The sequence below is a fragment of the Novosphingobium sp. BL-A-41-Hi4A-0G genome, assembly GCF_055521735.1.
The window spans coordinates 701,971-727,934 of the sequence record NZ_CM145501.1 but is presented as its reverse complement, the minus strand read 5'-3'; the positions used below and the strand labels follow the sequence as shown (position 1 = coordinate 727,934).

Annotated in this window: 24 protein-coding genes; 20 read left to right on the top strand and 4 right to left on the bottom strand. The window is 65.3% G+C overall.

What is annotated here, in order from left to right; translation table 11 throughout:
• Positions 1-412 precede the first annotated feature (412 nt).
• Positions 413-1,114, top strand: coding sequence for a glutamine amidotransferase (locus ACZ1JX_RS03685; RefSeq protein WP_465125442.1), 702 nt, complete (start codon positions 413-415; stop codon positions 1,112-1,114).
• 2 nt (positions 1,115-1,116) lie between these two features.
• Here the strand turns inward: ACZ1JX_RS03685 and ACZ1JX_RS03680 are convergent, their stop codons facing one another.
• Both ACZ1JX_RS03680 and ACZ1JX_RS03675 read right to left on the bottom strand, forming a co-directional pair.
• On the bottom strand, positions 1,117-2,493 hold the full coding sequence (locus ACZ1JX_RS03680; RefSeq protein ID WP_465125441.1) for a sensor histidine kinase: 1,377 nt from the start codon (positions 2,491-2,493) through the stop codon (positions 1,117-1,119).
• Positions 2,490-3,176: a winged helix-turn-helix domain-containing protein gene (locus tag ACZ1JX_RS03675; RefSeq protein WP_465125440.1), complete on the bottom strand. Its 687-nt coding sequence runs from the start codon at positions 3,174-3,176 to the stop codon at positions 2,490-2,492. The genes ACZ1JX_RS03680 and ACZ1JX_RS03675 overlap by 4 nt, the downstream gene beginning before the upstream one ends.
• A 151-nt stretch (positions 3,177-3,327) precedes the next feature.
• On the opposite strand from ACZ1JX_RS03675, the gene ACZ1JX_RS03670 reads away from it, so the two are divergent.
• From ACZ1JX_RS03670 to ACZ1JX_RS03650, 5 genes are all read left to right on the top strand, one after another.
• Positions 3,328-3,753, top strand: a complete 426-nt coding sequence (locus ACZ1JX_RS03670; RefSeq protein ID WP_465125439.1) for a DUF2147 domain-containing protein — start codon at positions 3,328-3,330, stop codon at positions 3,751-3,753.
• A complete protein-coding gene (gene mprF, locus ACZ1JX_RS03665) occupies positions 3,750-6,368 on the top strand; it encodes a bifunctional lysylphosphatidylglycerol flippase/synthetase MprF (protein ID WP_465125438.1) in 2,619 nt (872 codons plus the stop codon). The genes ACZ1JX_RS03670 and mprF overlap by 4 nt, the downstream gene beginning before the upstream one ends.
• Positions 6,356-7,075 (top strand): AcvB/VirJ family lysyl-phosphatidylglycerol hydrolase, encoded by a 720-nt coding sequence (locus ACZ1JX_RS03660; RefSeq protein WP_465125437.1) that lies wholly within the window; start codon positions 6,356-6,358, stop codon positions 7,073-7,075. Before mprF ends, ACZ1JX_RS03660 begins: the two co-directional genes overlap by 13 nt.
• A gap of 103 nt (positions 7,076-7,178) precedes the next feature.
• Positions 7,179-10,496, top strand: coding sequence for a glycosyltransferase (locus ACZ1JX_RS03655; RefSeq protein WP_465125436.1), 3,318 nt, complete (start codon positions 7,179-7,181; stop codon positions 10,494-10,496).
• A 234-nt stretch (positions 10,497-10,730) separates the two neighbouring features.
• Positions 10,731-11,219: a MarR family transcriptional regulator gene (locus ACZ1JX_RS03650; RefSeq protein ID WP_465125435.1), complete on the top strand. Its 489-nt coding sequence runs from the start codon at positions 10,731-10,733 to the stop codon at positions 11,217-11,219.
• A gap of 24 nt (positions 11,220-11,243) precedes the next feature.
• On the opposite strand, the gene queF is transcribed toward ACZ1JX_RS03650, so the two are convergent.
• Both queF and ACZ1JX_RS03640 read right to left on the bottom strand, forming a co-directional pair.
• Complete coding sequence (queF, locus tag ACZ1JX_RS03645; RefSeq protein ID WP_465125434.1) at positions 11,244-11,696, bottom strand: preQ(1) synthase; 453 nt, start codon at positions 11,694-11,696, stop codon at positions 11,244-11,246.
• A 91-nt stretch (positions 11,697-11,787) separates the two neighbouring features.
• Positions 11,788-12,300: a hypothetical protein gene (locus ACZ1JX_RS03640; RefSeq protein ID WP_465125433.1), complete on the bottom strand. Its 513-nt coding sequence runs from the start codon at positions 12,298-12,300 to the stop codon at positions 11,788-11,790.
• 151 nt (positions 12,301-12,451) lie between these two features.
• Between ACZ1JX_RS03640 and ACZ1JX_RS03635 the strand changes: the two genes are divergently transcribed.
• From ACZ1JX_RS03635 to ACZ1JX_RS03570, 14 genes are all read left to right on the top strand, one after another.
• Positions 12,452-12,943, top strand: coding sequence for a hypothetical protein (locus tag ACZ1JX_RS03635; RefSeq protein WP_465125432.1), 492 nt, complete (start codon positions 12,452-12,454; stop codon positions 12,941-12,943).
• A gap of 140 nt (positions 12,944-13,083) precedes the next feature.
• A complete protein-coding gene (locus ACZ1JX_RS03630; protein WP_465125431.1) occupies positions 13,084-13,926 on the top strand; it encodes a sulfurtransferase in 843 nt (280 codons plus the stop codon).
• Positions 13,927-13,968: 42 nt separating this feature from the next.
• Entirely contained in the window at positions 13,969-15,210 is a 1,242-nt protein-coding gene (gene metC / locus ACZ1JX_RS03625) for a cystathionine beta-lyase (protein ID WP_465125430.1), read from the top strand.
• Complete coding sequence (locus ACZ1JX_RS03620) at positions 15,207-16,139, top strand: mechanosensitive ion channel family protein (protein WP_465125429.1); 933 nt, start codon at positions 15,207-15,209, stop codon at positions 16,137-16,139. Before metC ends, ACZ1JX_RS03620 begins: the two co-directional genes overlap by 4 nt.
• Before the next feature lie 181 nt (positions 16,140-16,320).
• Complete coding sequence (gene cobA, locus ACZ1JX_RS03615) at positions 16,321-17,091, top strand: uroporphyrinogen-III C-methyltransferase (RefSeq protein WP_465125428.1); 771 nt, start codon at positions 16,321-16,323, stop codon at positions 17,089-17,091.
• Positions 17,088-17,384, top strand: a complete 297-nt coding sequence (locus ACZ1JX_RS03610; RefSeq protein WP_465125427.1) for a DUF2849 domain-containing protein — start codon at positions 17,088-17,090, stop codon at positions 17,382-17,384. The genes cobA and ACZ1JX_RS03610 overlap by 4 nt, the downstream gene beginning before the upstream one ends.
• 1 nt (position 17,385) lies before the next feature.
• Positions 17,386-19,038 carry a nitrite/sulfite reductase gene (locus ACZ1JX_RS03605; protein ID WP_465125426.1) on the top strand — a complete coding sequence of 551 codons (1,653 nt, stop codon included), beginning with the start codon at positions 17,386-17,388 and terminating at the stop codon, positions 19,036-19,038.
• On the top strand, positions 19,031-19,462 hold the full coding sequence (locus tag ACZ1JX_RS03600; RefSeq protein ID WP_465125425.1) for a DUF934 domain-containing protein: 432 nt from the start codon (positions 19,031-19,033) through the stop codon (positions 19,460-19,462). Before ACZ1JX_RS03605 ends, ACZ1JX_RS03600 begins: the two co-directional genes overlap by 8 nt.
• Positions 19,463-19,486: 24 nt before the next feature.
• Complete coding sequence (locus ACZ1JX_RS03595; protein ID WP_465125424.1) at positions 19,487-20,302, top strand: phosphoadenylyl-sulfate reductase; 816 nt, start codon at positions 19,487-19,489, stop codon at positions 20,300-20,302.
• Between the two features lie 205 nt (positions 20,303-20,507).
• Entirely contained in the window at positions 20,508-21,911 is a 1,404-nt protein-coding gene (locus ACZ1JX_RS03590; RefSeq protein WP_465126350.1) for an SLC13 family permease, read from the top strand.
• Between the two features lie 176 nt (positions 21,912-22,087).
• Positions 22,088-22,759 carry a hypothetical protein gene (locus ACZ1JX_RS03585; RefSeq protein WP_465125423.1) on the top strand — a complete coding sequence of 224 codons (672 nt, stop codon included), beginning with the start codon at positions 22,088-22,090 and terminating at the stop codon, positions 22,757-22,759.
• Positions 22,759-23,484, top strand: a complete 726-nt coding sequence (locus ACZ1JX_RS03580; RefSeq protein WP_465125422.1) for a DUF4331 family protein — start codon at positions 22,759-22,761, stop codon at positions 23,482-23,484. The genes ACZ1JX_RS03585 and ACZ1JX_RS03580 overlap by 1 nt, the downstream gene beginning before the upstream one ends.
• Positions 23,485-23,497: 13 nt before the next feature.
• Complete coding sequence (locus ACZ1JX_RS03575; protein ID WP_465125421.1) at positions 23,498-24,844, top strand: tetratricopeptide repeat protein; 1,347 nt, start codon at positions 23,498-23,500, stop codon at positions 24,842-24,844.
• 16 nt (positions 24,845-24,860) lie between these two features.
• Entirely contained in the window at positions 24,861-25,961 is a 1,101-nt protein-coding gene (locus ACZ1JX_RS03570) for a HupE/UreJ family protein (protein ID WP_465125420.1), read from the top strand.
• Positions 25,962-25,964 lie beyond the last annotated feature (3 nt).

The window sequence follows — 25,964 nt, the reverse complement described above, 5'->3', positions numbered from 1 at the left end:
TTCGCTGGGCACTGATCTAATGCCACCTGCCCTGCGGCAGGTGGCATCGATAACGTTCGGGATATATTCGAATCGACGGGTCTGTGCTTGCTTGGGCGCCTGTTCTCTTGCGGACCGGCGTCACAATGTTCTCATTCAAATGTCTGGTGGGCCTTCATCAACCCGTTCGATCCCAGGTTGTCAGGGAGCCGTCAGGATACGCGGGGAAATGCAAAGGCTGCGGCAAGGACATCCGCCGCTTGCGTCGCGGCCGATGGGTGATCAAACCTGCGAGCCGCCGCGGCAGTTGATTCCGATCAGGCATCCTGCGCCACGATAGTGTGCCTTCCCCATCGCGTCGAAAAACTCTATTGAATTGGTAGAGCATATTGCCGATGGTTGTGGCCACGCAGAAGCCACGACAAGACGGACCATGCCCCGCAAGACTGCCCTGATCATCCGCCACGTGCCTCATGAAGGCGTTGCCGGTTTCCGCGAGCCGGTCGAGGATGCGGGCTATCATGTCGACCGGATCGACGTGGCCGACCCTGCCTTTGCCAGCCTCGACCTGCGCGAGCCGGACCTGCTCATCATGATGGGCGGTCCGATGGGAGTCTACGAGCAGGACCAGCACCCGTGGATCCGCTGCCAGTTGCGCCGCCTTGCCCACCGGCTCGAGGCGGACCGCCCGACGCTGGGCGTGTGCTTCGGCGCGCAGATGATTGCTGAGGCAATGGGCGGCAAGGTCTTTGCAGGGCCGCACAAGGAAGTTGGCTTCCACCCAGTCACCGTCCACGCCGAGGACAGCCCGTTGCAGCATATCGCGCAAGTGCCGGTGCTACACTGGCATGGCGACACGTTCACGTTGCCGCCGGAGGCCGAACTGCTGGCTTCAAGCCATGTCTATGACCATCAGGCCTTCCGCCGCGGTCGCAACGTGCTGGCGCTGCAGTTCCACGCGGAGATGGGGCTCGACCCGCGCTTCGATGCATGGATCGAGCAGTGGCCCGAGGCGGTGGAAGAGGCCGGCGGCACGCTGGAGAGCCTGCGCGCTGCACATGACCTGCACGGGCCGGTTGCGGTTGAAGCAGGGCGGGCCATGATCCGGCAGTGGCTGACGGAACTGGACGCTTAAGGTCAGGACCTAGGCAGGCGCAGCGTGACTTTCAGCCCCGGCTGGCCCGATGCGCTGGCGGGGTTCTCTGACAGTTCGATCACGCCGCCGTGGAGGTGGGCAACCGCCGCCACCAGCGCGAGGCCCAGCCCCGCGCCATAACCACCGCGCGCTTCGTCGAGGCGTCCAAAGCGACGCAACGCCTCGGCATGGAGGTGGGGCGGGATGCCGGGACCTTCGTCTGCGACAGAGAGGGCAAGATCACTGCCCGCCGCTTCGAGCGCCATGGTGATCGTGCCCGCACCATAGCGCATGGTGTTGTCGATGAGGTTGCCCAGAACCTGATCCATCAGTTGGCGATGAACCGGCAGCGTGAGGCCGGGGGCAGCGTGGACGACGATCGTGCGGCCTGCATCTTCGGCCAATGGCTCGTAGATCTCGGCGATGGTCTCGACCATGGCGGTCAGATCAGTGGGTGTGAAGCTTGTGCGGCCGATGCCCGCCTCGGCACGCGAGATGCCGAGCGCCGTATCGATGATCGCCATGACGCGGCGGCCCTCGGCCTGCGCGGTTTCGACGGCGGACAGGGTGTCGGGGTCTTCCACCCGCAACGAGGCGCGATCAAGCGCCGTGATCATGCGCGAGAGCGGGGACTTGAGATCATGTGCGAGGGCGTCGGTCGCGACCTTGAGCTGATCGTTGAGGGATTCGACGCGGGCAAGCGCGCGGTTCACTTCACCACCCAGCCGGGCGAAGGCATCGCCGGAATCATCGGGCGGTACGCGGCGGGCAAGGTCGCCCTCGCCCACGCCTTCCAGCGTGGCAACGGTGGCCTGGAGGCGGTGGACGATCTGACGCGTGGAAACCCATGCAGCGATGGCGGCGAGGATCAGCGAGAGGGAAAGCGCGGCAAGGCTTGCGCGTTCGAGCAGGGCAAGAAACTGGCGGTCGCTTTCCACCACGACGCCGGTGAGCAGCGTGCCGCCGTGGCGCAAGGGGGCGGCCAGGAGGAAAGCGGCTTCGGGCGCGGCGTGGTTGCGGCGCAGGACGCTTTCCAGACGCGGCGTGCGCAAGCGACGGGCATCGGCGGGGACACCCTGCAGATTGCCCGCGATCAACCGTCCCGCCTCGTCCTGCAATGCCACGACGACACCGCGCCCGACCTCGTTCGAAAGGCGCAGGCGGATCGCTTCGACGAGCGCACCCTGCCCGCCCGCGACATGGGTGGCGACGAGATCGTCCTTGAGCGTCTCGACCACGTCGACGGCCTGCGCGCGGCTCTGCTGGCGCATCACGGCACCGAGGCCGATGAGCAGGCAGGCAGCGGCCAGGACCTGAAGCAGGAACACCAGCGCAGCGAGGCGCAAGGTAGTGGAATGCCAGATAGCGCCTAATTTCACGGATTGGCGCCGATGCGATAGCCAGCGCCGCGCACGGTGTGCAGCAGTGGCACGGCGTGGCCTTCATCGATCTTCTTGCGCAGGCGGCTTACGTGGACGTCGATCACGTTGGTGCCGGGATCGAAGTGATAGTCCCACACGCCTTCGAGCAGCATTGTGCGCGTGACGACCTGATCGACATGGCGCAGCATGTATTCGAGCAGGCGGAATTCTCGCGGTTGCAGTTCGATGGTCTGGCCCGCGCGGCGCACGCGGCGGGCAAGCAGGTCCATTTCAAGATCGGCACAGGCCAGCACGGTCTGCTGCGCGGGCACGGTCTGTGTGCGGCGGATCAGCAGGCGGATACGGGCGAGCAGTTCGGCAAAGGCGAAAGGCTTGGCCAGGTAATCGTCCGAGCCGCCGGTCAGCCCCGCGATGCGATCCTCTGCCGCGCCGAGCGCCGAGAGAATGATCACCGGCGTGTGCACCCCCGCCCCGCGCAGGGCGGCAAGCACGGCCATGCCATCGAGCCCTGGCAGCATGCGGTCGAGCACGATGCATTGATAGGCGCTGTCGGTGCCAAGGAAGAGCCCATCGCGGCCATTGGCGGCGCGATCGACGACGAAGCCTTCTTCCTCAAGCCCGCCAGCGATGTAGTCGGCAGTGGCAGGATCGTCTTCGACCAGCAGGATCTTCTGGCTCATCGGGCTCTCCGGTGCAGCGAACGCCTTCTTTCATGACAAGGTTTTGGCGCCCCTGCGAGGGGCCTTGCGCAACATTGCCGATTATTCATGCAGGCGCCACGCAGCCGCAACCGCGCGGGCACTAGCAAGGCAGCATCGGAGGTGAACCGCGATGCGTCTGAAGTCTGCCCTTTTGCTCATGCTCAGCCTGCTGTCGGTGCCCGCGAATGCCTTTCCGAGGGCAAGCGGTGACATGGTGACCGGCCTGTGGATCAATCCGCACCACACGGTCGCCGTGCGCAACCAGATGTGCGGCAATGCCCTGTGCGGACAGGTCGTCTGGGCAAGCAACGACGCAAAGACCGACGCGCGCGAAAGCGGTGTGCCCAACCTTATCGGGCTGGACCTGCTGGAGAATTACCACCCCGAGCGGCCGGGCAACTGGAAGGGCACTGTGCTCGTGCCCGACATGGGCCACCGCTTCAGTTCCGAGATCGCCGTGCTCGATCCCAACCGCATCCGCATCAGTGGCTGCGTGTTCCATGGTCTGATCTGCAAGTCGCAAGTGTGGACCCGCATCGGGGAGTTGCCCAAGTGACCCTGACCGAACGCCAGAAGCGGATTGCGGCCAGCGCGGTCGTGCTGGCGCTGACCGCGCTGGCCTTTGTCGCGCTCGACCGGCTGACCCACGAAGTTCGCTATGCGCAAGTGCGCACGGCGCTTCATGCGCTGACGCCGGTGCGGCTGGCGACAGCATTGGGGTTCACGGCAGCGAGCTATCTCGCGCTGACCTTGTACGATTTTATCGCGCTCAAGGTGATCGGGCGGCCGCTGCCATGGCGCACGGCCGCCCTGGCGTCTTTCACCAGCTACACACTCAGCCACAATCTCGGGCTGGGGCTCCTGACCGGCGGATCGGCGCGCTATCGCATCTATGTCGCCGCAGGGCTCGACGGGCCGGACGTGGCGCGGGTGATCGCGCTGGCGAGTGCGACGTTCTGGGCAGGCGTGGTGACCGTGGGCGCGCTGGCGATGATGGCGGGCACAGTGCCGCTGGACCTTGGCTGGACTGCGTTTTCCGCTGGCGCGGTTCGCATGATCGGGGCGGGCGTGCTGGCCTGCGTCGTTGCCATATCGGTGCTGGTCGCAAGACGTCGTCGCCCCTTGTCATTGCTGAGCGCGACGATCCCCCTGCCCCAGCCACCTGCATTGGCAGCGCAGTTCGCCACGGGCCTTGTGGACCTTGCCTGCGCCAGTGCGGCGCTGTTCGTGCTGATTCCAGGTGCAGAGCCGCAGGCCTTCCCGCTGTTCATGCTGGCGTGGGCGCTGGGAATCGTGGTGGCGCTGGTCAGCCACGTGCCGGGGGGCCTCGGCGTGTTCGAGGCAACCGTGCTGGCGGTTCTGCCCGCCAGCGACCGAACGGGTGTTTTCGCAGCACTAATTGCCTATCGCGTGATCTATTACCTTGTCCCGCTCGCCTTGGGCGTGCTGCTGCTGGCGTGGCACGAAGTCTCGCGCAGCCAGAGGATCGTGAAGGTCTTCGGCGGGTTGCGGGCGGTGGTGGCCGACATGCTGCCGCTGCTGCTGGGGGCTGCGGCCTTCATGGCTGGCGCGATGCTGCTGCTCTCGGGCGCGCTGCCACCGGTTGGCTGGCGCATTGACGCGCTGGGCGACGTGGTGCCACTGGCGCTGATCGAGACCAGCCACGTTGCTGCGAGCATGACCGGGACCGCCCTCATGCTGATCGCACCGGGCCTCTATCGCAGGCTCGACGGTGCGGGCCTGCTGGCGCGGGTGCTCCTGGTGGCAGGCGCGGTGTTCTCGCTGGGCAAGGGTATCGATTACGAGGAAGCGGCGGTCTGCCTGATCGTGGCGGCGATGCTGCAGGCGGGCCGACGCAAGTTCGACAGGCGAACCGCGCTGACCGCGCAGCCATTGGGCGCGGGGTGGATCCTGGCGATTGCCATGGCCGCGACGCTTGCCGGATGGGCCGGTCTATTTGCGTTCCGCCATGTGTCCTACAGCGATGCGCTGTGGTGGAAGTTTGCACTGACCGCCGAGGCACCGCGCTATCTGCGCGCCATGCTTGGCTGCGCGGTGCTGCTGCTCGGCTTTGCCGCAAGGCGGATGCTGGCCCCCGCCCCGCCGCCCGCTTCACCGCTGCCGCACGCCGAGGAATGGGCTGCGATCCGGCGCATCCTTGGCACGGCAGAGCGGACCGAGGCGATGCTGGCGATGACCGGGGACAAGCGCTTCCTGATCTCGCGCGCCGGCGATGCGTTCCTGATGTACCAGGTGGAAGGCGCAACCTGGGTGGTCATGGGCGATCCGGTGGGCGCGCAGGAGTCGTGGGAGGAACTGCTCTGGCAGATCCGCGACATGTCGCACCGCCAGCAGGGCCGGTTGCTGCTCTACGAAGCCTCATCGGCCGTGCTCGACATCGCCATCGCGCTCGGCTTGCAGATTGTGAAGTATGGCGAGGAAGCGCTGATCGATCTCGACACCTTCACGCTCGATAGGCCCGAGATGCGCTCGGTGCGCAAGTCGGAGAAAGTGGCGGCACGGGCAGGCGCGAGCTTCCGCATCGTTCCGGCAGCCGCTGTGCCGGTGATCATGGGAGAACTCGAAGCAATCTCGGACCAATGGCTGGCATCGCGCAGCGGACGCGAGAAAGGCTTCAGCCTCGGCTTCTTCGACCGCGCCTACATGGAATGCTTCGATGTGGCGGTGGTGATGTTCGAAGGGCGCGTGGTGGCCTTTGCCAACCTGTGGTTGACGGCGGGCAAGGAGGAAGCCTCGGTCGACCTGATGCGCCATGCCGACGATGCGCCGCGTGGAACGATGGACTTTCTGTTCACCAACCTTCTGCTCTGGGCCAAGGCGCAGGGGTATCGGCAATTCACGCTGGGCATGGTGCCGCTCTCGGGCATTGAGGGCCGCCGTCTGGCCCCGGCATGGGCGCGTGCGGCGGCGCTGGTGTTCCGCCATGGGGAGCGGTTCTACGGATTCCGCGGACTGCGGGCCTACAAGGAGAAGTTCTGCCCGCGCTGGCGTCCGCGCTATCTGGCAGGGCCGCAGGACGTAGCGATGCTGCAGGCCCTGCGCGATGTGGCGCGGTTGATCGGGCGGCATCCGGCCCCGGCGCAACTGGTGGCGTTTCCCGAACGGCCCCGCTTGCCTGAAGCGTCCCTGCCCGTCTGGTGCGCCGCTTGAACCGGGTGCGCAGCCCCAAGTGGCGCAAGGCGGCGTTAGCGCTGCTGGCACTGGCATTGGTGCTGGTGAACGCGCCACGGCTTCACCTGCTTGGCTCGAAGGAGTTGACCGACTTCACTGCCGGGGCGGGCAAGAGAGATGTCGGCGCGGTGCTAGTTTCGGGCGACGTCGGGCTCAATCTGGGCATCAGTGGCTACACGGCGCGCGGCCTTGCCGCCAATGGCTATGACGTGACAGGCGTCAGTTCGCCGGTCGCCTTCGCCCGTCACCTGACCCGCGCGCAGACCGATGCCGTGATTGTGAAGGCGATCGATACCGCGCTGGCCAAGGGGGCGAGCAAAGTCGTGCTGGTGGGCCAGTCGTTCGGCTCCGACATCATCGCCACCGTTCTGCCCGACATGCCCGAGCGCCTGCGCGGCAAGATCGCGTCGGTCGTCATCGTCGTGCCTTCGAACGATGTGTACTTCCGCGCCGATCCCAGTGGCATCGCCTACCTCGGCACGCCCGACGCCTTGCCGGCAGCAGCCCTGCGCAACGTGGACTGGGTTCCTCTGACCTGCGTTCAGGGCGCCACCGAGTCTGCCAGCCTCTGTCCCTTGCTTGCGGGGAGTCCTGCGCGGCGGGTCGTGCTGCCGGGCAATCATTACCTGCACCACGACGACGCCCGCGTGCTGGCGACCATACTGGACGCTCTGCAGCGGCGATAAGCGCCGAACATGACCGAAATTTCATGTTGCGCCCAGCCGCCCCTCACTTGCGCTGGAGCATAGCCGCCATGGCCACACCTGTTCGGCGGAGCTTTCGGATACCATGACGCGACCCATCTTCTTCGATCCTACCGGACGGCGCGGCCTTCTCGCCATGCGCGTGATTGCGCTCGGCTTCCTCGCCGTGATCCTTGGCGCGCTGGCCTTTGCGACGACCCTCGTCGCCGTACCGCGCCAGCGTGCGCTCGAGCTGCCGCAACCGCACTATGAGGCAGCGAAGTTGCATCAGGCCAAGCGCTTCGGCGGAATCAAGGCGTGGCTCCCGCGCCTGCATTCGCACGGCAAGAGCCAGCCACTGGCCATCGGCTTCTATGAGCCACGCAACGACAGCAGCTTCCATTCGCTGACCCGCCACGGCGACCAGCTGGACTGGCTGGTGCCTGCGATGCTCAACATCTCGGGGCCGCAAGCCGCGTTGCAAGTGGCGCAGGACCCGCGTCTCGACAGCTATCTCGCCAGCGGTGCGCACCGCTTCAAGGTGCTGCCGATGGTGCAGAACGTCGGGCAGTCGCAGTGGGACGGACAAAGCGTCGCACGCCTGCTCGACAGCGTGCCGCAGCGCCGGGCGCTGGAGCGGCAGCTGGCGAGTTATGCCGCGCAACATGGCGGCGCAGGGCTGGTTATGGACTTCGAGGATCTGCCACAAGCGGCGATGGCGCCCTACATCGCCTTCCTTCGCGAATTGAAAGCGGCCCTGCCCGAAGGCGCGCAGCTTGCCGTCACGGCCCCTGCGGGCGAGGACGAATGGCCGATGGCCGCCGTTGCGAAGGTCTCCGACAAGGTCATCCTGATGGCCTATGACGAGCACTGGCAGGGCGGCGAGGCCGGGCCGATCGCATCGCAATCATGGTACATCGACGAGGTCGAGAAAGCCGCGCGCAAGGTCGGTAGCGACAAGCTCGTGATTGCACTGGGCAGCTATGCCTATGACTGGCACGGGAACGATGCCGACGCGCTCTCCATCGGCGAGGCGTGGCTGGCCGCCCACGACAGCGGCACCCCCGTCACCTTCGACAAGGCCAGCGGCAACACCGGCTTTGCCTATGACGAGGATGGCGAACGACACACTGTCTGGATGCTCGACGCTGCGGCGAACTGGAACGAGATGCTGGCGCTCGGCCGTCTGGGCATCGGAGACATCGCGCTGTGGCGGCTCGGTACCGAAGACCCCGGCTTCTGGAGCGACCTTGCGGCATTCCGCACGAACAAGGCCCCCGACCTTTCGCGCCTGACCGCCGAAAGCGGCAACGACGTGGAAGGGACGGGCGAAATCCTCAAGATCACCGCCACCCCGGTCGCCGGAAGCCGCACGGTGCGCTTCGACCAGCAGCACCTGATCCGCGACGAGCAATATGAAGCCCTGCCCACGCCCTATGTGGTTCGACGTACCGGCGGGCATGACCCCAAGTTGCTGGCGCTGACCTTTGACGACGGGCCGGACCCTAAGTGGACGCCCAAGGTGCTCTCCGCGCTCGAACGGGCGCGGGTGCCGGGGACGTTCTTCGTGATCGGCGAGAACGCGCTGGTGCGGCCGGACCTGCTGCGGCGGATGGTCTCGGACGGCGACGAGATCGGCAACCACACTTACACCCATCCCAACCTTGCCGAAGCCTCGGATGGCGAGACCAGCCTTGAACTCAACGCGACACAGCGCCTGGTGCAGGCCTTCACCGGCCACAGCATGACCCTGTTCCGCGCGCCCTACTTCGGCGACGCGGAGCCGACCACGGCGGACGAACTCGGACCAGCACTCAAGGCGCAGCAGGCGGGCTACACCGTCGTCGGGTTGCACGTCGATCCGAACGACTGGCAGAATCCGGGCGCGGATTCGATCGTGCGGCAAGTGGTCGACCAGATCCACGGCGCGACCGAGGATTCGAGCCGCAACGTGATCCTGTTGCACGACGGTGGCGGAGACCGTTCGCAGACGGTGGCGGCGCTGCCCCGGATCATCAGCACGCTTCAGGCCGAAGGCTATCACTTCGTCACTGCATCACAGCTGGTCGGCGTGCCGCCAGCGCAAGCGATGCCGCAATTGTCGACCTCTGACCTGACTGCCGTGCGCATCGATGTTGGCGCATTCGTTGTGCTGCATGTGCTTGGCGTGGCGCTGGAGTGGCTGTTCTTCCTTGCCATCGCGCTTGGCATTGCACGGGCGGTAACGATGACCGCGCTCGCCTGGTGGCAGAGCCGGAGCCCACGCGCCACGCCGCCAGAGTTCGAGCCGACCGTCTCGGTGATCATTCCCGCCTACAATGAGGAACGCGTCATTGCCGCCTCGGTGGAGCGAGTGCTCGCCAGCGATTATCCGGCGCTGCAGGTGATCGTGGCGGACGACGGATCGAAGGATGCGACGAGCGCCATCGTGGCCGAGCGCTTCGCCAAGGATCCGCGCGTGACGCTGCTGACGCTGGTCAACGGCGGCAAGGCGGCGGCGCTGAACCGCGCGCTACTTGAAGCGACCGGCGAGGTGGTCATCGCGCTCGATGCCGATACCCAGTTCGAGCCGCTGACCATCCGCCGCCTTGCCCGATGGTTCGCAGATCCCGCCATCGGCGCGGTGGCAGGCGATGCGCGGGTGGGCAATCGGGTCAACCTCGTGACGCGCTGGCAGGCTGTCGAATACATCACCGCGCAGAACCTCGAACGGCGCGCGCTGGCCGGATTCGATGCGATGACCGTAGTGCCGGGCGCGGTCGGTGCATGGCGCAGGGCTGCGCTCGACAGCGTTGGCGGCTATCCGGAGAACACGCTGGCCGAGGACCAGGACCTGACCATCGCGATCCAGCGCAAGGGCTGGCGCGTGACCTACGATCCGCGCGCGGTGGCGTGGACCGAGGCTCCGGAAACCTTCCGTGCGCTTGCCAAGCAGCGCTATCGCTGGGCCTTCGGCACGCTGCAGTGCCTGTGGAAGCACCGCAAGGTGGTGACCTCGCGCAAGCCCGCCGGGCTTGGGCTGGTCGGCCTGCCGCAAGCCTGGCTGTTCCAGATCGCCTTTGCCGCCATATCGCCGCTGATCGATGCTGCGCTCGTGATATCGATCATCTCGACCATCGTCCGCGTGATCCAGCACGGCTGGGCACAGACGCGGGGGGACCTTGGCACCATGGCGCTCTATTGGAGCGTGTTCACCGCCATCGACGTGATCTGCGGATGGATCGCCTACAGGCTCGATGACAAGCGCCCGCCCTATCCGGCAGGTCTGCTGGTGGCGCAGCGGCTGGTCTATCGTCAGATCATGTACTGGGTGGTGCTGCGGGCTCTGGCATCGGCGGTGGGCGGCTGGGTCGTCGGCTGGGGCAAGCTCGATCGGTCGGGCAGCGTCAACGCAGCACCCTCCGTTTCAGCGGCGCCAGCCTGAACAGGGTGGCCGGACGAGCCCCTCGCACGAAATCTGAATTGGTTGCCACTGCGTGGGGCGATCACCGGCTGAAAGGCGCGGGAATGCGTGTCGGCACTAACCTTGGGCAGGCCACTCACACCGGCAAATTGGTTAATAAACGCTAATTTTCCTATACCGTTCAACGCTTTGCGTTTGCATTGAAACTGTCATTTCAGCAATGTGCGCAAGGGGTCGGATCGGGGATGCTCGGACATGAACAGCAAGGACAAGGCGAGGCTCGCCACCATAAATGCGCTGATCAACGAACTCCTCGCCGCGCCCGCCGAAGAAGCGGCAGCGGACGGCATCCCGACGACGGACGAACTGGTTGCCACTGCCAAGGCCTGCATCCGGGCACGGCGGCGGCGGCAGGACCTGTTTCCGGGTATTCAGGTGGCGGACCCCGCCTGGGACCTGATGCTCGAACTGTTCATCACCGACGCTGAAGGTCGACGAATATCGGTTACCGGTCTCGGTCTTGGCGCAAACGTGCCGGGCGCAACGGTATTGCGCTGGCTGGCGATGTTCCAGGAAGCCGGCTTGATCATGCGTGAACCCGACGCGATGGATCGCCGCAGGATCTGGGTTCACCTTACCGAGGCCGGACGCGAAAGGATTGCCCGCGGCATCGATCCGTCGGCGTCCGCAGGATCGCAGATGCCCGCAGCTCGCCCGGTAGAGCGTTCCTCCCTCGCTGCCTGAGGCCCGATCGATTGACCGTCTTGCTCAACCGCGACCGCGATAGGAAGCGACGCCCTGATCGGGCAACCACAGGCCTTCGGGCGGCGTGCCGGACTGCCAGAACACGTCGATGGGAATGCCGCCGCGCGGGTACCAGTACCCGCCGATGCGCAGCCACTGCGGCTTCATTTCCGCAAACAGGCGCTGGCCGATGCCTACGGTGACGTCCTCATGGAAGCCGGCGTGGTTGCGGAACGAGCCGAGGAACAGCTTCAGCGCCTTGGATTCGACGATGGTCTCGCCCGGCGCGTAGTCGATCACGAGATGCGCGAAGTCGGGCTGTCCGGTCACGGGGCACAGTGAGGTGAACTCGGGCGCCGCAAAGCGGATCATGTAGAGCGTGCCGGGGCGCGGGTTCGGCACGTAATCGAGAACGGCCTCTTCCGGCGAGGCGGGCAAGCTGCTGTTCTGCCCGAGGAAAAGCGGGGTCTTGGTCATGGACAGGCCTTATGGCTGATATTGCCCGCCCAATGCACCCGTCGCAGCTCCGGAGCAAGTGGGCGGATCGTGCCCCATGGTTCACCGGGGATTAAACTGCCGACCGGCCTTGCCCAGCCATGACGTTCAGGACGGGGTTCCAGATTTCAGCATGCCGGACGGTTTCCTGGCTGGCTGCGGGTGCAAGTCTCGCGCTCGGCTGTGGAGCGCAGGCACAGGACGCTGGCTCATGGCAATTGCCGCCGTCGACGACGCAGACACCCGCAGCGCAAGGACCGGTCGTGCCCGACGCGCCGCCGCCTCGCGTGGCAACAACGCCCGCAGTGACGCCGACGCCCGCACCGTCGATCACGCCTGTCCCCTCGCCTTCGCCCTCAGCTTCGCCCGCAGCGGGCACGCCCGACCCGCGCGCGTCACGGCCTGCCGCTGAACCTGCCGCAGGGGCGAGCGGGCGCGAAGAAGCAAGTGTCGCGCCCATGGTTGCGCCAGCAGTCAGGGCATCGCCTTTGCCGACAAGCTCCTCGCCGACGCTGGAAACGCCCGCGACATCTGCGCCTGCTGCGGTTCCTGCCGACGATAGCCAGGGATTGCCTCTCTGGTCCATGGCGCTGGCAGGCCTCGCTGTTCTTGGCTTGGCCTGCTGGATCTTGCTTCGGCGGCAGCGCGGGAATCCCGAGGAACCGGTGTTCGAGCCACCGGTCGTGCAGGATGTCCCGCCGCCCCGCCCTGCCCCGCGACCTGTTCCGCAGGCGCCCATGATAGCTCCGATTGTCCTCGACATTTCCGTTGTCCGGATGAGCGCGAGCCTTGTTCATGCGACGCTGTCCTATCGGCTGTCGCTTGCGGCACGCGCGGCGCTTTCGGGGATCGAGGTCCGTGGCGACATGATCTCGGCCCACGCATCGCGTCCGGCGGAGGAGCAACTGGGTCTGGGTGAGGCTCAGGTCCTGCATCGTCTGCCGTGGCTGGCCGCAAGCGAGACGATGGAACTCGGCGGTGAAGTGCGGCTTCCGCTCGCCGCGATCACGCCGATCCGCCATGGCAGCGCCGCGCTCTTCGTGCCGCTGGTGCGGTTCGAAGTGACGGCGCATGACGGAGATCGCTCCGTCAAGCTCAGGGCCGCGTTCGTGGTGGGGCTCGAGGAACTGTCGGCGGGTGAGCGGTTGCAGCCGTTCCGCCTCGATCTGGGCCCGAGGGTCTATCCCAAGGTCGGGCGCCGCGAATTGACCGTGCCCGCCTTCGCCTGAAGTGCCACGCTTCGCAGTGCACAAAGAAACTCGATATCTTGGTCTTTTTTACGGTCGACGGTGCTGATCGTCGCGTCTAGTCTTGCTCAAACGAACCCGCGCCAGACGGGTCGCGCAGGCAGGCAGGAGCACAGTTAACCATGGACTCGCTGGTTTCCACCCAGTGGCTCGCGGACGAAATGGGCGCGAGCGATCTACGCATAGTCGACGCAACGGCATTCCTGCCCGAGCATGGTCGCGTGCCGAATCTGGAGTACGAGGCCTGCCACATCCCCGGCGCGGTATTCATGGATCTGGCCGAACTGGTCGACACGGCCTCGCCGGTACCCAACACATTGCCTTCGGCCGAAAAATTCGCCAGCCGCATGCAGGCGCTGGGCCTTGGCGATGGCAGCCGCATCGTCATCTACGACGACAGTCCGGTGAAGACCTCCACCCGCGCATGGTTCATGCTGACGATGTTCGGCGCGCAGAACGTGGCGCTGCTCGACGGCGGGATTGCCAAGTGGAAGGCGGAAGGCCGCAAGTGCGCGCAAGGGGTTGAAACGCTTAGGCAAAGGCACTTCACGGTGTGGTCTGACGACAGCCATGTGCGGTCCAAGGCCGACGTACTCGCCAATCTCGATAGCAAGGCCGAACTGGTCATCGACGCGCGCGGTGCCGGGCGCTTTACCGGCGATGTGCCGGAAACCAACCCGGCGCTGGCGAGCGGCCACATTCCGGGCGCACGCAATCTGCCCTATTCGAGCCTGTTCAATCCTGATGGCACATGGAAATCGCCCGATGCCATCCGCGCCCTGTTCGAGGCTGCGGGCATTGACCTGTCGCGCCCGCTGATCTCGTCCTGCGGCTCAGGAATGACCGCCAACGTTCTGATTTTCGCGGCACATCTCATCGGCAAGCACGATGTGGCGCTCTATGATGGTTCGTGGAGCGAATGGGGCCTGGACCCGGCGACGCCCAAGGCGACGGGGGCAGCTTAAACCTGTCGAACAGCGGGCCGTGTCCTGCTATCCGCTGCAGCCATGAGCAGTTCTGACGATATCGACGAATTCGGCCCTGCCACGCGCGGGGTTCTGGCTGGGCGGCGGGCGGAGTGGACCGGGACGCCGGGGCATCCGGGCGCGGTGGTCAATCCGCCGGTTTGGCGCGCTTCGACGCATCTTTATCCTGGTATGTCAGCGCTTAGGGCGCATCCGGCCAATGAGGACGGGCGGTTTTACTACGGGCGCAGGGGATCTCCAACTCAGTGGGGACTCTCCGAGGCATTGACCCAACTCGAGGGGGGCGCAGCGGGAACTGTGCTCTATCCTTCGGGGGTATCGGCCATCGCCGGCGTGCTGCTGACGGTGCTGCGACCGGGTGACGTCCTGCTGATGACGGACAATGCCTACGAACCATCGCGAGTCATGGGTCGGGGCCTGTTGAAGGACATGGGCATCGAAACCCGTTGGTTCGATCCAACCGACATCGCGTCGTTCGAGGCGGCCTGTTGCGATCGGACGCGCGCGGTCCTGCTGGAAAGCCCCGGCAGCCTGACGATGGAAGTTCAGGACGTGCCCGCGTTGGCGGCGGCGGCGAAGGCGCGGGGGATTGTCAGCATTCTCGACAACACATGGGCCTCGCCGCTCGGGTTCTCCGGTTTGCGCCATGGCGTCGATATCGTGACGATGAGCCTGACCAAGCATGTCTCCGGCCATTCCGACTGCATGATGGGCAGCGCCAGCGCAGGGGCGGAGTGGTATCGCAAATTGCGGCTGCGCTCGCAGGGGCTGGGACTGGTGGTCTCGCCAGACGATGCCTCGCTGATGCTGCGGGGCCTTCGGACGATGAAGCACCGGCTGGAGGCAGAAACTGCCTCTGCATTGGCGATCGCCCAGTGGCTGGCCGGGCGGCCGGAGGTGGCGCGGGTGCTGTGCCCGATGCTGCCGGGATCGCCGGGGCATGAACTTTGGGCGCGCGATTTTACAGGCGGCTGCGGGCTGTTCAGCTTTGTGCTGAAAGGCGGGACGAGCGCGGCGCGGGATGCGCTGATCGATGCGCTGGACCTGTTCGGCATCGGCTATTCGTGGGGCGGGTTCGAGAGCCTTGCCACGCCGGTCGATCCGGCGAGCATCCGCACAGCAAGCCCCTGGCCGTTGAAGGGCATGGAACCGGGTGACCAGTTCGGTGTTCGGCTGTCCATCGGCCTTGAGGATACGGCGGATTTGATCGCCGATCTGGAGCGCGGCCTTGCCGCATGGGCAGGCCACGGAGCTGGCGCGTGAACGGGTTGAAGAGCCAAGTGGCGGACGTGATCGACATTTTAAACGGGATCGGTTTCGATCTTGGCAACTACCACATCTCGGTCTGGGGAGCCTTGCGCATCCTGATCGTGATGGTGCTGGTGTTCCTGTTCGCGCAGATCGCGGGAAGGTTTGCACGGCGCATGTTTCGCCGGATCGACAGCCTCGACCGGACGCAGCAGTTGCTGGGCGAGAAGATCGCCACGATCGTGGTCTGGGGCATCTCGATCCTTGTCGGCATCGATGTGCTGGGCATCAGCCTGACCGCGTTGACGGTGTTTTCGGGCGCTTTCGGCCTTGCGATCGGCTTTGGCCTGCAGAAGACCTTTGGCAACCTGATCGCGGGGATCATCCTGCTGATGGACCGCTCGATCAAGCCGGGCGACGTGATTGCGGTGAGCGACGGCAAGGGCAATTCGTTCGGCGAGGTGAAGAAGATCGGCATCCGCGCGGTTTCGGTGACGACGCGCGACAACCGCGAGTACTTGATTCCGAACGAGAACCTGATGACGCAGCAGGTGGAGAACTGGTCCTATTCCTCACGCGAGGTGGCGATTCAGATTCCGATCGGCGTGGCCTATGGCAGCGATCTGGAGCAGGTCGAGAAGCTGCTGCTCGAGGCTGTTTCGTCCACGCCCCGCGTGCTGGCGTTCCCCTCGCCGAGCGTGCTGTTGAGCGGGTTCGGAGCAAGCAGCATCGACATGACCATGGTGGTGTGGATCGACGATCCCGAGGCCGGCGTGGGCAATGTCCGCTCGGACGTGCTGTGGCGGGTGTGGCGACTGTTCGGGGAGCATGGCGTGCAGATCCCTTTTCCGCAGTCGGACGTGAACCTGAAGGATAGCGCGGGTTTGCGGGCTTTGGCTGAGGCTTTGAAGTCAGACATAGAGCAATCGTCGTCCCGGACTTGATCCGGGACCCCGCTTCCTTTTTCACCGTCGCCAGGAACAAGCGGGGCCCTGGATCAAGTCCGGGGCGACGGGATGATGGGTGGAGCTATGCTGCCACTCCCGCCTACCGCTAAAGTTGATCTAGGCGGGGGGCAAAGGTTTCTCGCTGGCGACTTGGCGGCCTCGCGCCCATCTGCGCTTCATGAGAAATCCCTCTGCAAGAATCGGAACCGTGTTCCTTGTCGGTGCTGGCCCCGGCGATCCGGACCTGCTGACGCTGCGTGCAGCGCGGCTGGTGATGAATGCGCGGGTGCTGGTGCATGACGGGCTGGTCGATCCGGCGATCCTCGCGATGGCCCCCAAGGGCTGCCGGATGATCTCGGTGGCCAAGCAGCGGTCGCGCCATACGATGCGTCAGGAAGAGATCAACGCGCTGCTGGTGCGCGAGGCTCTGGCCGGGAACGACGTGGTGCGCCTGAAAGGTGGCGATCCGTTCGTGTTCGGGCGTGGCGGCGAGGAAGCGGAAGACTGCTTTGCCGCAGGCGTGCCGGTACAGGTCGTGCCGGGCGTGAGCGCGGCGATGGGGGCTGCGGCTTCGGCCATGATCCCCCTCACCCACCGCGATGCCGCCAGCATCGTCTCGTTCGTGGCGGGGCAGTGCAAGGGCCTTACCGACCAGAACTGGGCAGGCCTTGCAGGCGTCGGCCGGACGCTGGTGATCTACATGGGCGTCGCCACGGCTGAAGCGATTGCTGAAAAGCTTATGGCAGACGGGCTTGCGCCCGACATGCCGGTGGCCGTGGTGGAGAATGCCGCGCGCCCGCAGATGCGCGTGCTGCGCGGGACGCTGGCGGCCCTCGGGGCCGTGGTATCGGACAACAAGGTCAAGAGCCCTGCCCTCATCGTGATCGGTGAAGTGGCAGGCCGGGGAGACATGATGGAATTGAAGCAAGTTTTGGAGGCCTGTCAGTGAAGGTTATTACCGGAAGTGATCTGCGCACCGGAGACGTGATCTGGTGGACCGGCGAAGGCTGGTCGCGCCACGTGAACGACGCGGTGGAAGCAGGCGAACATGCCGAGGCGATCATCGCCCGCGAAAACGCCAAGCAGATCGTCACCGACACCCAGGTGATCGAAGCCACGCTGACCGGCGAAGGCGTGCGTCCTGCGCACATCAAGGACCGTATCCGGGCGCTGGGGCCGACGGTCCGCCTCGACCTTTCCCTCAAGCCTGCCGACCCCGCCGCCGGCAACTGGGTGATCTGAGATGTATCAGTACGACAGCTATGACCAGGCAATGGTCGATGCCCGCGTTGCGGAATTCCGCGATCAGGTGCAGCGCCGCCTTGCCGGTGACATCACCGAGGACCAGTTCAAGCCGCTGCGCCTGAAGAACGGCCTCTACCTGCAGCTTCACGCCTACATGCTGCGCGTGGCCATTCCTTATGGCACGCTGAGCAGCCGCCAGATGCGCATGCTGGGCGATATCGCGGACAAGTATGACCGCGGCTATGGCCACTTCACTACGCGCCAGAACATCCAGTACAACTGGATCAAGCTGCAGGATGCGCCCGACATTCTGGCCGATCTCGCCTCGGTCGAGATGCATGCGATCCAGACGAGCGGCAACTGCATCCGCAACACCACGTCCGACCAGTTCGCGGGCGCTGCGGCTGACGAGCTGGTCGATCCGCGCCCCTATGCCGAATTGCTGCGCCAGTGGTCGACCTTCCATCCGGAGTTCGATTACCTGCCGCGCAAGTTCAAGATCGCGATCATCGGTTCGGAAACCGACCGCGCGGCGATGAAGCTGCACGACATCGGCATCCAGTTAGTCAAGAACGATGCGGGAGAGATCGGCTGCCGGTTCTACGTCGGTGGCGGCATGGGCCGCACGCCGATGATCGCGCCGGTGATCGGTGACGTCATCTCGCCCCTGCAGATGGTGTCCTATGCCGAGGCCTGCCTGCGAGTGTACAACCGCTATGGCCGCCGCGACAACAAGTACAAGGCACGCATCAAGATCCTCGTTCACGAGATCGGTGCGGACGAGTACCGCCGCCAGGTGGAAGAAGAGTTCGCGCATATCCTGACGCTGGGCCTCGAACCGCCTGCGGCAGAGCTGGAGCGGATCAAGGGCTTCTTCGAGCAGCCGGGCTTCGAGACTGGTCTTTCGGACGAGCTGGACCTGTCCGATCCCGACTTCGCGCTGTGGGTGGACCAGAACGTCCATGCCCACAAGCAGCCGGGCTATGCCATCGTCAACATCAGCCTGAAGCCCACTGGCGGTATTCCGGGCGATGCCACGGCCGACCAGATCCGCCTGATGGCGGACCTCGCGCTCGCGCATTCGTTCGACGAACTGCGCGTGACGCATGCGCAGAACATCGTGCTGCCGCATGTGAAGAAGGCCGATCTCTACGCGATCTGGCAGAAGCTGGATGAAGCGGGGCTGGCCGCTGCGAATCTTGACCTGATCGGCGATATCATCGCCTGCCCGGGGCTTGATTATTGCAGCCTTGCCAATGCCCGCTCGATCCCGGTGGCGCAGAAGATTTCCGAGCGTTTTGCAGACCTTGGCCGCCAGCGCGAGCTGGGCGAGCTGAAGCTGAAGATCTCGGGCTGCATCAATGCCTGCGGGCATCACCACGCAGGCCACATCGGCATCCTCGGCGTCGACCGCAAGGGCGTGGAGAATTACCAGCTCCTGCTCGGCGGATGCGAAGGTGCGGATACCTCGCTCGGCACGATCACCGGCCCCGGCTTCAACGAGGACGGTATCGTCGATGCTGTGGAGAAGGCGACCGACGTCTATCTCGCCCAGCGCAGCGAAGGGGAGCGTTTCGTCGATACTTTCCGCCGCATCGGCATGGCTCCGTTCAAGGAGGCGATCTACGCCAAGGAGGCGGTCAATGGTTGAGCAGAACTTGCGCTTTCGCGATGACGAGCCGGTGGGTGATCCGGCGGTGACCGTCGATGCTTTTGCCGACCAGTCGAACGCCACGGCCGTGCGGATCGAGCCGGGTGACGATGCGCGCGCATTGCTGCCGCATCTTGACCGGATCGCGCTCGTGGAAGTGAACTTCCCGGCCTATACCGACGGGCGCGGCTATTCGGCGGCGCGTATCCTGCGCGAGCATGGCTATGCGGGCGAGCTCCGCGCGGTAGGCGATGTGCTGCTCGACCAGCTGAGCCACATGCGCCGCTGCGGGTTCGACAGCTTTGCGCCGAACCAGCCGATCAGCGCCGAGGCCGCCGAAAAGGCCTTCGCGACCTGGCCGGACGTCTACCAGAAGACCGTCGACGGGCGCCCCGCAATCTGGGCGAAGCGTCACCCCGCCTGAAGGCGGGACCCGAGGAACGAAGCAATGGACAGCACCAAGAGCGCACGCGCGGCAAACCGGACCATCGATCTGATCGATACTCGCCCGCGCTTTACCGAGACGGACGCGATCCGCCTCAACCACCTGTTCCGGGGCACCGACACGCAGGAAATGCTGCGTTCGGTGATCCGTGACGGGCTGGCGGGCGATCTTGCGGTCGTTTCGAGTTTCGGCGCAGAAAGTGCTGTCCTGCTTCACCTTATTGCCGAGGTCGATCCTTCCGTGCCGGTGCTGTTCCTCGAAACGGGCAAGCACTTTGCCGAGACCGTGGCCTATCGCGACGAGCTGATTGGATTTCTGGGGATGACCAATCTCCAGATCATCGAGCCCGATGCCGAGGTTATCGCCAAGAAGGACGAAAACGGCCTTCGCTGGTCGTGGGACCCGGATGGCTGCTGCGAGATCCGCAAGGTCCTGCCGCTGGCCAAGGCGCTGCTGCACTATGATGCCTCGCTGACGGGTCGCAAGGGCTTCCAGTCCAAGACCCGCGCTGGCCTGCCGCGCTTCGAGATCGACCATTCGGATGCGCAAGGGCGATTGAAGATCAACCCGCTGGCATCGTGGGACAAAGGCGCGCTTGAAGCCTACTTTGCCGAGCATGGCCTGCCCGCTCATCCGCTGGTGGCACAGGGCTATCCCTCGATCGGCTGCGCGCCTTGCACGAGCAAGGTCGCTCCCGGCGAAGACCCGCGTTCGGGCCGCTGGAAGGGCTGGGACAAGGTCGAATGCGGCATCCACTTGCCGACCGATGCGGCCAAGCCGGGCGATGAATTACCGCCGGGGTATGATCCGATCTTCTGATTCAGGACAATTGAGCCTTCACTCCGTTCGTCATTGCGAGCCCGCAAAGCGGGAGAAGCAATCCAGAGCAGTTTGCTCTGACGCTCTGGATTGCTTCGTCGGCTTCGCCTCCTCGCAATGACGATGCAAGTGTTAGGTGTTTGCCAGTCGTGACTGCGCTCTGCTAGGTCGCTCCCCGGGATAGGTGGGGAGTGATCGCTTGGCATTGGATGCGCGCAGGATCGGGTTCTGGGCCGGGCCACTTGGGTTTGCAGTAACGCAACTAGCCGCTGCGCCTGCCGGGATGCCTGATGCGGCGTGGAGCGCGGCAGGCCTCGTCTGGTGGATGGCGGCATGGTGGATGACCGAGGCGATGCCGCTTTCGGCCACGGCCTTCCTGCCGTTTCTGGTGCTGCCGTTGACGGGTGTGGCCGATGCCAACAAGACGGCGGGCTCATACTATTCACCGATCATGTTCCTGTTCATCGGCGGCGCGTTTCTGGCGCTGGCGATCGAGCGGACCGGGCTGCACCGGCGGCTGGCGCTGTTCATCATGGGGCTGGCGGGAGCCAAGCCGGGACAGTTGCTGCTTGGCGTGATGACCGCGACGGCGGTGCTTTCGAGCTTCATTTCCAACACATCGACCGCGCTGATCATGATGCCGATGGCGATTGCGATGCTGCGCGCAGGCGGCGTGCGCGAAGGCGAGACGGCGGGCATGGCAGGTGCGCTGCCGATGGGCATTGCCTTTGCCGCCTCCATCGGCGGGCTTGCTACACTGATCGGCACGCCGACCAACGCGATTGCGGCGGGGCTGATCGAGAAGGCGCTGGGGACCAAGGTCACCTTCCTGCAGTGGGCGCTTTATGGGGTGCCGATCGTGATAATCGCGGTGCCGCTGGCCGCGTGGATCATTGCGCGGGTGCAGCGCCTGCATGAGGACGGGTTCGATCCGCTTGCCGCGCGCGAGGCGATTGGTCATGCGAAGGACTGGAGCGTGGCGGAAAAGCGGCTGCTGCCGGTGGTCCTGCTGGCATTTCTGGCATGGGTGTTCCAGCCGTTGCTTGAGGGCGTGTTTCCCAAGGGCGGGTTTACCGATGGCACGGTGGCGGCGGTTGCGGGGCTGGTGCTGTTCTTCCTGCCCGATGGCACCGGTCGCCCGATGCTGACCTGGCCCGAGGCCAACCGTGCGCCGTGGGACGTGGTGCTGATGTTCGGCGGCGGGCTCGCCATGGCGATGGGCATGACCGAGAGTGGCCTTACCAAGTGGATGGGCGAAATGCTGCTGCCGCTGGCGCACGTTCCTCTGCCGGTGGTGGCGCTGGTTCTGGTGGCCTTCGTGATCGTGGTGACGGAGTTTGCCAGCAATATCGCGGCGGCGAGCGGGATCATGCCGGTGGTGGCCGCGCTGGTCGCGGCGCTGGGTGCGGACCCGATCCTGCTGGCCCTGCCCGCTGCCTTTGCCGCGACATGGGGCTTCATGCTGCCTGCAGGGACCGGGCCGAATGCTCTGGCCTGGGCGACCGGGCATTGCACGATGCGCTCGATGATCAAGGCGGGGTTCGCGCTCGACGTGGTGGGCGTGTTCCTGCTGGTCGGGGTGGTCTGGGCGGTGACCGCTATAATTTGAAGCGCATTACGTTATTTTGCCAGTTAGCGCTTCACCTCGGCGAAAGTTTTGGGTTAGGCTGGAAAAAACGGCCTCCGGCTGAATCGCTGTGCAAAGTTGCACAGCCGTTCGCACAGAATGAGGCGAAAGAGTGGTCGCACGTTCTTTCGTCAGAATTCGCAGTGGGGAGATTCGCCGTGCGCCGCATTTTCAAGACATTGCTGGCGGGAAGCGCCGGGGCGGCCAGCCTCGCCGCGCTGATGCTGCTGCCGACAGGCTTGGCGGAAAGCGCCGACCATCTTGACCCGCCGAGCCGCACCGATGGCGGCGTTGATCCCAATCCCGACATTCCGGCCGACATCGCCGACGTTTTCGCCTGGCATTCCAACGGGACGACCAAGATCGCGATGACCTTTGCGGGGCCGGTTTCCGCCGCGGGAACCACGCCACTCTATTATGACCGCGACGTGCTCTACAAGGTCAACATCTCAACAGCAGCGCCCGCGAACACGCCGGAATTCACGATCAAGTTCCGCTTCGGCAAGGGTGAAGGCCCGCGCGAGTGGGGCGTGCGGATCGAAGGCGTACCGGGCGTGACCGGGGCTATCGAGGGGCCGGTTGAAACAAACCTAGAAAAGGATGGCGTGAAGGTCCGTGTCGGCCTGTTCGACGAGCCGTTCTTCTTTGACCTGATTGGATTCCGCGAAACGCGTTCCACCGGCACCTTGCGCATCCGCAACGATCGCAATTTCTTCGATGGGCAGAACGATACTGCCATCGTGCTGGAAATTCCGGACGAGAAGCTGGGGGCTGGCGTGACCAACCTTGGCCTGTGGGGCCAGACGCTGCGCTTCGGGGGGAACATCTGATGAGCCTGCGCAAGATCGCCCTTCTGGCAACGCCGCTCGCCCTCGCCCTGACGCTCACCGGTTGTGGTGAGGATGGTGCGGGCAGTCAGGTCGTGGTTCCGGCTCCCTTGCCGAGCACCACGTCGACCGCAACGCCGACACCGACCGCCACGGCCGTTTCGTATGCCTCGACCAACTGCTTCCTGCAGCCGATTCAGGGGCAGAACGGTGCGAACCTCAAGTCGTTCATCATTCCCGATACGCTCAAGCTGGATCTGACCCGGGCGACGAAGTTCCCCAACGGACGCCATCCATCGGACCAGGTCGTCGACATCCTGCTGGCAACGCTGCTGCTCGACATGAGTGCGACCGGACAGGGGCCGAACACCCTGGCCAATGTACCGCTCGATCCGCCGGGCAATGACAAATTCTTTCTACTGACCTTCCCGTTCCTGGCGACACCAAACGGAACGCCGCAGGTGGCTACGGGGACCGGCTCGGGCTTTGATTTCCGGACCGATCCGGACTCTGCCTATGTCAGCGTGGACCGCATGGGCAATCCGGCCATTGCGACGGCTCTGGTCAGTTCGTCCAAGAAGCTCAGCTACAACGACGACACGCCAACGGGCGATGTCACCAGCGAGAAGTATCTGACCGAATACGAGCATGAACTGGACAAGCTGTTCGGCCTGATCGGGGACGATGTGGAAAAGCTGCAGCTCAAGATCTGCGCGACCAAGTCCTGACGGAACAACGGACATGAGCGACAAGCCCGGCCTGAAATGGCCGTGGATCCTGCTGGCGGCGGTCTTCCTGGTGACCGCCGCCAGTATTGGCTTTGACAAGTACAAGGCGCGGCAGGGACCGCCCGATCCGCTGCCAGCCGAGATCAAACCATGGTTCGGACCGCGCAATCAGGCCGAACTTGAGCAGGCGGCGCTGGTCGGGGTTGATGGCGCTCGGGCTCGTCTGGCGCTCGGGCCGGACGAGTGGCTGCGGCAGGAAGTGCTGGCGCGCGCGCTGGTGCGTCGGTTCCGGGCGAGCGGTTCATACGCCGATCTGGCCGAGGCCGATGCGCTGCTCGACAAGGGGATGGCCGGAGCGCCCTTCCCGGCTGGCCCGAGCCTGAGCCGCGCTGAAGTTTCGGTGCTGGTGCACCGGCTCGATGCGGCGGACAAGGGGCTGGCGCGGTTCTTTGCGCAAGTGGGCGAGCCGGACGATGGCGAATCTGCGGGGGCGTGGAGCCTGAAGGGTGATCTTGCCTTCCAGCGTGGTGACATGAAGGCTGCGCGGCTCGCCTATGCGCGCGCGGAGGAATACGACAACAACGCCGCCGTGGCGCTGCGACAATCCATGTTGGCATTGCGGACGGGTGACGCAGCGCTGGCACGGCGGCGGGTGAATGCGGTGCTGCGTGCGCCCAAGTTGAGCCGCTACGTGAAATCGCAGATCGCGTTGCAGCGGGTAACGGTTGCCTATGGCACTGGCGACTGGAAGGCGGCGGGCGTCTGGGCGCGGTTTGCGGATGGGTTCTTTCCGGGCAATCCACTGGCTATGGCCCATGTGGCGCAGCAGCAGGCGCTGGAGGGCGATGTGGAGGGGGCGGTCAGGCGCTACGAGGCGATTGTGGCCAAGGCCCCCCTGCCCGAGATCATGGACGCATTGGCCTTCACCTTGCGCTTGCAGGGGCGCGGAGCCGAGAGCCGGGCGTGGGCGGACAAGGCGGCGGTGATCTGGGCCGAGCGCTACCGGCTGCTGCCCGAAGCGGCGGCGGCGCATCTGGTTGAGCACGAACTGGCGCTGGGCGATCCGGCCAAGGCCTTGCCGGTGGCCAAGGCCGATGCCGCGCGCAGGCCGCACGGCGCGAGCCTGATCCTGCTGGCACGGGCGCAATTGCTGACCGGCGATGCCAAGGGCGCGCTGGCCACGCTGGAGCGCGCGGAAAAGACCGGCTGGCGATCCGCGGGGCTTTACCTTGCGCTGGCGGATGTCCACACCGCACTTGGCGATACGGATGCGGCCGACGATGCGCGGGAGGAAGCGCTTGATCTCAATCCCAAGGCGACGGACCCAGCGGCGCGCTACATCTGGTTCGGGCACGATTAGGCGCTCTGTTGCCGCGTTGCTGGCGCTTTTGGCTGCACTTCTGGCAGTCCCTGCGCTTGCCCACCTGACGCCCAATTCGGAAATCCGGCTCGATTTTGCCCCCGGAGTCGTGAAGGCCGACGTGGTCGTTCCGCAGGCCGAGTTCGGCTATGCGACCGGACTTGCAACCGACAACCGGCCGCAGAGCCTTGCGCAAGCCAAGGCGCGGGTGCTGGCCGACATGGCGGTGCTGGCGCCTGACGGCAGGCGATGGACGATCGGCGTTGAACGGATCGTGTTCGAGCAGATTGCCGGGCCACCGGACCTTCATTTGCAACTGACGCTGACCCCACCCACGGGTGCATCGGATCGCAGCTTGCGCTGGCGCTGGCACGTGGTGACGCGTGAAGCGCCGAGCCACTTTGCGCTGCTGGTGGTGGATGGCGATCTGGCGGGCGGCGTGCGCGGAGAGCGCGAGCTTGTCGGCGCGTTGACGGCGGGCAGGCCGGAACTGGTGGTCGATCGGGGGCATGCGGGGCTGGTTGCGTTGTTCGGCAATGCCTTTGGTCTTGGCGCGCATCATATTGCGCAAGGGTACGATCACCTGCTGTTCCTTCTGGCGCTGTTGTTGCCCGCGCCGCTGATCGCGGCGGGCGGGCGGTGGAGCGCGGGGCGGAGCGGGCGCGAGACGCTTGTCAAGCTGGCCTGGATCGTCACCGCCTTTACCGCGGGTCATTCGGCAACGCTGATCCTTGCCGCGTTCTTCGGGGTGCGCCTGCCCGCGCAGCCAGTGGAGGCGGGTATCGCGTTTTCGGTGCTGGTTTCGGCAATCCACGCCGCGCGGCCTGTGTTTCCAGGGAAAGAGCCCGTCGTGGCCGGGCTGTTCGGGCTGGTCCATGGGCTGGCCTTTGCCACGCTCGTCAGCAACTTCGGCCTTGGCGCGGGCACGCGGGCGACAGCGATCCTCGGGTTCAACCTTGGCATCGAGGCGGTGCAGCTTGGCGTGGTGCTGGTGGCCTTTCCCGTGATCGTCGCGCTTTCGCGGTGGCGGCACGGGGACAGGACACGGCTTGTACTGGCGGCGATGACGGGGCTTGCCGCCCTTGTCTGGTTAACCCAGAGGCTGGACGCTTCCTGATAT